The following is a 5,885-nucleotide window of genomic DNA, read 5'->3' on the forward strand; positions in this document are numbered from 1 at the left end:
GGCTAATCCGGCGTTTTCAGCCGTGGAAAAAGCCAGCAGACGGCGCCAGTCTTCCTGCTGAAAGGCATATAAAATGGCCAGAATAGCGGTGATGGTGCCCAATGCAACCAGTAAAATACCGGTGCCGGTAGCGCTGCTCCGGGGTAGCCAGTCGAGCACGGCCCGGCCCAGGGCAAAATAGGCCACATTGAGGATGATACCTGATAATAATGCCCCCGATGCGCCACTGCCGCTACTGTAGGCACCGGGATACCACTCGTAGAAGGGCAAAATGCCCAGCTTGGCACCAAAGCCAATGATGAACAGAATGGCAATGCCAAAGGCCGCTGATCCATAAGTTGCCCAGGACCCCGCCCAGGCCGTAAATTCAGTATTCCTGGCTCCCAGTAAGAGCAGGCACAGCAATAAAGCGACAGCGCCAATCTCGAGCAGGGCCAGCATATACAAATTGGATTGACCGCTTTTTTCACGATTCTGCAGTCCGTCGGCAAGCAGCATGATGGCGCCGCCAAAACTCAAAAATTCCCAGGCAATCAGAAAGGCGATCCCTTCCTGTAAACCGGCAACCCCGAGACTTCCCAGTAAAGCCAGCCCTGCCCCGGACATCCAGATGCCGGGATTTTTGGCGCGGCTGGGGGAAAGGAAGGCGGCCAACGCGGCGAGTCCACCCCAGAATACCAGCCAGGCGGCAGCCGCCTGCAGGTGCCAGGTCACGGGAATGCTGCCCAGGGACCAAAGCTGTCCAGTGTCAGGGCCAGATCCTGCTAGCAGACTGAGGACGCTGCCCACCAGTATCGCCACGGTGCCAAAAATGAGGGCAATCCGTGCGCCGGAACTGAGACGCAGCAGACCGAGAATAATGGCGAGAACAAAAAGCAGTGCGCCCAGCAGGAAACTATTGAGCATATTGGCCTCCTGTTACTTTTTGCGGCATGCGTTCTACCAGAAGCAGCAGGGCATGAATGAGTGCTGCCGGATTGGGTGGACAGCCCGGCAGCCAGATGTCCACCGGGAGAATGCCTTCCAGTCCCGATCCTCCGGCATAACCCTCATCCATGGGCGCGCCTGAGACGGCACAGGTGCCGGTAGCCATGACACTACGTGGTTCGGGCATGGCTTCCCAGGTGGCCAGCAGTACGTCGTGCATGGGTGCGGTTACGGGTCCCGTGACCATCAGCAGGTCGGCAAAACGCGGTGAGGGCGTAAAGAAAATGCCCAGTCGGTGCAAATTATAAAAGGGATTGTCCAGCGCACTGATTTCGGACTCACAGGCATTACAGGAACCGGCGTCCACATGGCGAATGTGCAGACTGCGGCGCTGGCTGGCCGCAATGCGTTTCCGCAGGTCTGCGGCCTCAGCACTTTCCAGTGCCGCTGACCAGATGAGATCACTGCGCTGACGCACGCCAAAAGCCCAGTCGTAGGAACTTTGCATGGCCCCCTCAGGGCATTCCTCCACGCAACGCTGGCAGACAATACAGCGCCCATAATCGATCACCGGTTCGCCATCCACCTGATGAATGGCCTGAGTGGGGCAGCTCTCCACACAAAGATCACAACCGCTGCGGCAGGCCGCGATATCCAGGCGCGGCATTCCCAATACCCCTTCCTGACCATCGGGTCCACTTTGGGGCCAGCGGGTAGCAGCCTTACCGGCTTTAAGTCCTGTCCAGGTCCATAATGGCATGATTTTCTCCTAGCGGTCGCAACCGGCAATGGTGAGGCCGAAGCTCGCTTCGTTAATGGCGTAATCCATCATGTTGGTACCGTGTACCGTCAGTGGAAACACCCGCCAGTTGGAAAACGAGGGCGATTTGATTTTGACCCGTTGCAGGCGTCCATCCTCAATGCGGACGGCGTAAATCAGCGTGCCTCGCGGGGTTTCGGCCCAGCCCAGGCCCTGCTGTGCTCCGCCTGGCACGTCGAATTCCGCATGCACAGGACCGGCTTTGAGACGACCCGAAGCCTGTACCAGCAGGGCAATGGCTTCCCGCAGGGCTTCCCCACGAACATCACTACGGGCCATGGCATCACCTTTCTGGCGCACTGGTACGTTGAAACGTAATTTGTGGTAAGCCGCATAAGGATGGTCCCGGCGCAAATCACGATCGAGCCCGGAAGCGCGGGCGACGGGACCGGTAGCCCCCTGATCAAAAGCGGCACTTGGCGAAAGTACGCCGGTGCCCATCAGGCGATCCAGGTGGGTCGCCGTTTGCTGCAACCGATCCAGATAAGCCTCGCCTTCATCAATGATGGGCTCCAGAGCATGGGCCAAATGCTCGGCCTGCAAGTCCCGGCGGAGCCCACCTACCCGCAGCAGGCTACGTAAATAGCGGGAACCCGTTAATTCTCCGGCCAGTTGTTTGACTTTTTCTTCCATCAGGAAGCCGGTGGCGGCACCGACTTTGAGGGTCGTGGTTTTGGACAGCTGTCCAAAATAGTGGAAATGGTTATAGAGACGCTCCAGTTCCACAAGGATCACCCGCAGCAGTTGCGCCCGGGGCGGGACTTCAATGCCCCAGGCATTTTCAACGGCCTGACAATAGGCGAGAGCATGGCAGGCACTGCCCACTCCGGAAACCCGCTCGGCCAGGTAAACACTGCGCTGCGCGTCCTGGCCGGCAAAACGGGCTTCCATGCCCCGGTGCTTGAAAAACAGGCGCGGATGGTAGTGAAGAATGGCCTCACCAATATAGGAATAGTGAAATTCACCAGTTTCCACCACATCAGCACGCACCGGCCCCCAGTATAAATCCTGCACCTGATCCCCCTGCACTTCGGGCATGGTGGGGGGCTGGTAAAGGCCGCTCAGGTGACCTGAACTGCCGTTTATGCCGAGGGGCGGCTGGGGAATGCTGAAACCTTCGTGAATAATGAGGGGAAAGGGTTCGGGATGCCCGGTAAAATGCAGACCGCCCAGGTCCTGCATTTCCCGTTCGTACCAGCCCAGGAGCGGTACAAGCGCTGCGAGCGAAGGAATGGTATCCGTGCCGCGTAATTCCAGCAGGACAAATTCGGGATTGTCTTTCTGGCTCAACAAATAACGCACGACGCATTGCTGCCCTTCCCAGTCATGCCAGGCCATGAGGAAACGCATCTGCTGATCCAGGCATTCCTGAGCGACTGCTGCAAGCTGCCCCGCAGTGACAGAGCGAATGCTGCAATTATTCATGGGACTGTGCATATTCATGGCTGCACCATAAATGCCTGTTGGAAAAATCCCCACAAGCCACTGGGCCACCAAAGTCCCAGTACCAGCACAGGAATCAGGGCCAGCCACATGGGTAGGCTATTCCACAGGGATAACTTGAGGGTGGGCACTTCATCGGGTTCCGGTTCCGGACCCCAGATCATGCGCCGGAAATGATTCATGAAAGCAATAAATATGAGAATGAGCAGAATGGCCATCACCCAGACTGCCCAGGGGTTGGGGCTGAGAATGCCACCCCGCAAAATGGTCAGCTCCGATAAAAACAAGCCGAAGGGCGGGGCTCCGGTAATAGCCACAGCACCCAGTAACCAGAGGGCGCCCGTCACCGGATAGTAGCGCAGTACCTGACGCATTTTACGCATGGACTTGGTGCCGTAAGCACGCATCATGTTGCCCGCCCCGAAAAACATCAGGGATTTATTCATGGAGTGATTGACCATGTGATACATGGCTCCGGCAAAGGCAATGGGGCCACCAAAGCCGAAACCAATGGCCAGTACTCCCATATGTTCCAGGGAGGAATAGGCCAGCATGCGCTTGGCGCCATCCTGACGAACGATAAACAGGCCTGCCACAAAAAGGGATATTACGCCCAGTACCAGTAGTGCAGTGTGCCCCATGAGGCTGTAACCGCCACTGTCGACAATGGATAAAAACCGATAAATCCCCAGCAGGGCAATGTTGAGCAAAGCACCGGAAAGCATGGCGGACACCGGGGCCGGGCCTTCGCTATGGGCATCAGGTAGCCAGGTATGCATGGGGGCGAGACCCACCTTGGTGCCAAAACCCACCAGAGTCAGGAGAAAAGCCAGAAACAAAAGGGTTTCGGGAACCTTGGGGGCGACTTCACGGAGATTGGCCCAGGTCAGCGCATAAGTCGGGCCAAGCACGAAGGTGCCACCCCAGTAAAAAAGGATAATACCCAACAGGGCCAGGGCCAGCCCCGCAGAAACGACGATCAGGTACTTCCAGGCCGCTTCGATGCATTCGGCTTCTTTCTCGAAACCCACCAGAAAAGCGCTGACAATGGTCGTGAAATCAATGGCAATCCAGAAAATACCGGGATTGTTCATCAACGGCGCAATGAGCATGGTCAAGGCAAAACCCGCCTGCAGGGCATAGTATTTGTGCAGTCGGGGTTTTTCTTCGGGAAGCAGGCGCATGTAGCCAATGGCGTAAATGGACGCCAGCAGATAAACCAGGCCCACGCAAAACAGTACCCAGGCCCCCAGAGGGGTCAATAAAATGTACTGCTCCCCGGTGACCAGAGCCTTATCGGGAACGGCCACGAGAATCGCCAGAGTCAGGCCGAAAACTGCTATGGAAGTCAGCAGGTTGAGATATTCGGCCAGATGCGGCAGACGCAGGGCGAGCATCAGAATGATGGCGACGGCGGGGATGATCCAGAGTGCGGCAATCAGTGCATCAAAATTCACCATGGCTTAACCCACCAGCTTTTGCAGGCCACGACTGCTGGTTGTACCGGCATGGGTCTGGAGGAATCGGACCAGCATGCCGAAGGCCATGACGATTGTCAGCAAATCAAAGATGATCACCAGCTCAAGCAGGGCGGGCATACCCGGAACCAGAATCTGTGAGCCCAGAAATATTCCGTTTTCGATGACCAGCAGGCCAAGAATGTGGCTGATAGCCTCCGAACGCAAAATCATCATCAAAAAGCCGATGAGTTTCAGGCTGAACATGCAGGTCAGGGCCAGCACGGCAATATTGTCGGTCAGATGCAGGGCAACACCGAGTTGCCGGGATACCTCATAGGAAAAAATCACCAGTGCGGCACCGAGAATCATGCTGGAAGAAGGCTTCAGCAGGGGGGTGAATTCGCGCTGAATATCCAGTCGTTTGACCAGTCGGAGGACCAGATAGGGTAAAAAAGTGCCCCGAAACAAGGCCGTCAATGCCGCAATAATATACAGCTCGGGATAATGTCCATAGTAGCCAATGGATGCAGAAATGGCCGCAATGGTCCAGGATTCCGCCGCAAAAGCATAAACATGATTTTTCAGCCAGTGGGAAGCGAGCATGACAAAAGATAAAACCAGCGCGAGGATCGCCAGCAGGCTGAATAATGAGGTGGCCAGCGGACCGAGATGAAATATCAGCATGGGTCGCTCCTAGAGTTGGTCGGCAACAATGGCCAATACGGCAAAAAGAAAAGACAGCGCCAGGGGCTCCTGATAGCGATAAAAGCGCAGACGGGACTGCATGGTATCGACGCCCACCATAAGCAGGCCGATCACGCCGTATTTGGCCAGGATGATCAGCAGGGCCAGGAGGACTGACGGAAAGCTGCCAGTGGTGGACAAACCCCAGGGAAACAGAAATACATTGAGAAAAATCGTGTAAAAAATGAACTGTTTCATCCAGCTTGCCCATTTCAGCAGAGCCAGCAGGGGGCCGGAATATTCTAGGATGCGCGCCTCATCAATCATGTAGATTTCATAGGGGATCGTGGAATGAATGGGCAAGCGGTCAGTTTCTACGGTAAGTAGAATGAAAAAAGCCAGAATCAGGAAAATATGGGCGGGACTCCAGTAGGCTACCGGATTTTTGGCCAATAGATGATTGGCGACAAAAGGCAGCATGGAATGGTCCAGAAAAGTGATGCCTACAAATACCAGGATCAGCGTCGGTTCGGCGAGAATGCCGAGCATGA

Annotated in this window: 6 protein-coding genes; all 6 read right to left on the reverse strand. The window is 56.0% G+C overall.

The genetic code is table 11. The features are described from left to right. Positions 1–906: proton-conducting transporter transmembrane domain-containing protein (locus tag AC2VLY_RS06080; RefSeq protein WP_486921940.1), on the reverse strand; the 906-nt coding region annotated here is incomplete at its 3' end. Then, on the reverse strand, positions 896–1,687 hold the full coding sequence (locus tag AC2VLY_RS06085; protein WP_010639337.1) for an NADH-quinone oxidoreductase subunit B family protein: 792 nt from the start codon (positions 1,685–1,687) through the stop codon (positions 896–898). The genes AC2VLY_RS06080 and AC2VLY_RS06085, both read right to left, overlap by 11 nt. Positions 1,688–1,696: 9 nt before the next feature. Then, positions 1,697–3,190, reverse strand: coding sequence for a hydrogenase large subunit (locus AC2VLY_RS06090; protein WP_193650431.1), 1,494 nt, complete (start codon positions 3,188–3,190; stop codon positions 1,697–1,699). Continuing rightward, positions 3,187–4,650, reverse strand: coding sequence for a proton-conducting transporter transmembrane domain-containing protein (locus AC2VLY_RS06095; RefSeq protein ID WP_300253129.1), 1,464 nt, complete (start codon positions 4,648–4,650; stop codon positions 3,187–3,189). Before AC2VLY_RS06095 ends, AC2VLY_RS06090 begins: the two co-directional genes overlap by 4 nt. A 3-nt stretch (positions 4,651–4,653) precedes the next feature. Next, complete coding sequence (locus AC2VLY_RS06100) at positions 4,654–5,334, reverse strand: hydrogenase (protein ID WP_024893084.1); 681 nt, start codon at positions 5,332–5,334, stop codon at positions 4,654–4,656. 9 nt (positions 5,335–5,343) lie between these two features. After that, positions 5,344–5,885 (reverse strand): NADH-quinone oxidoreductase subunit H (locus AC2VLY_RS06105; protein WP_486921941.1); only part of this gene is annotated, 542 nt, incomplete at its 5' end.

This window comes from Acidithiobacillus sp. TH-A36 (assembly GCF_057473445.1).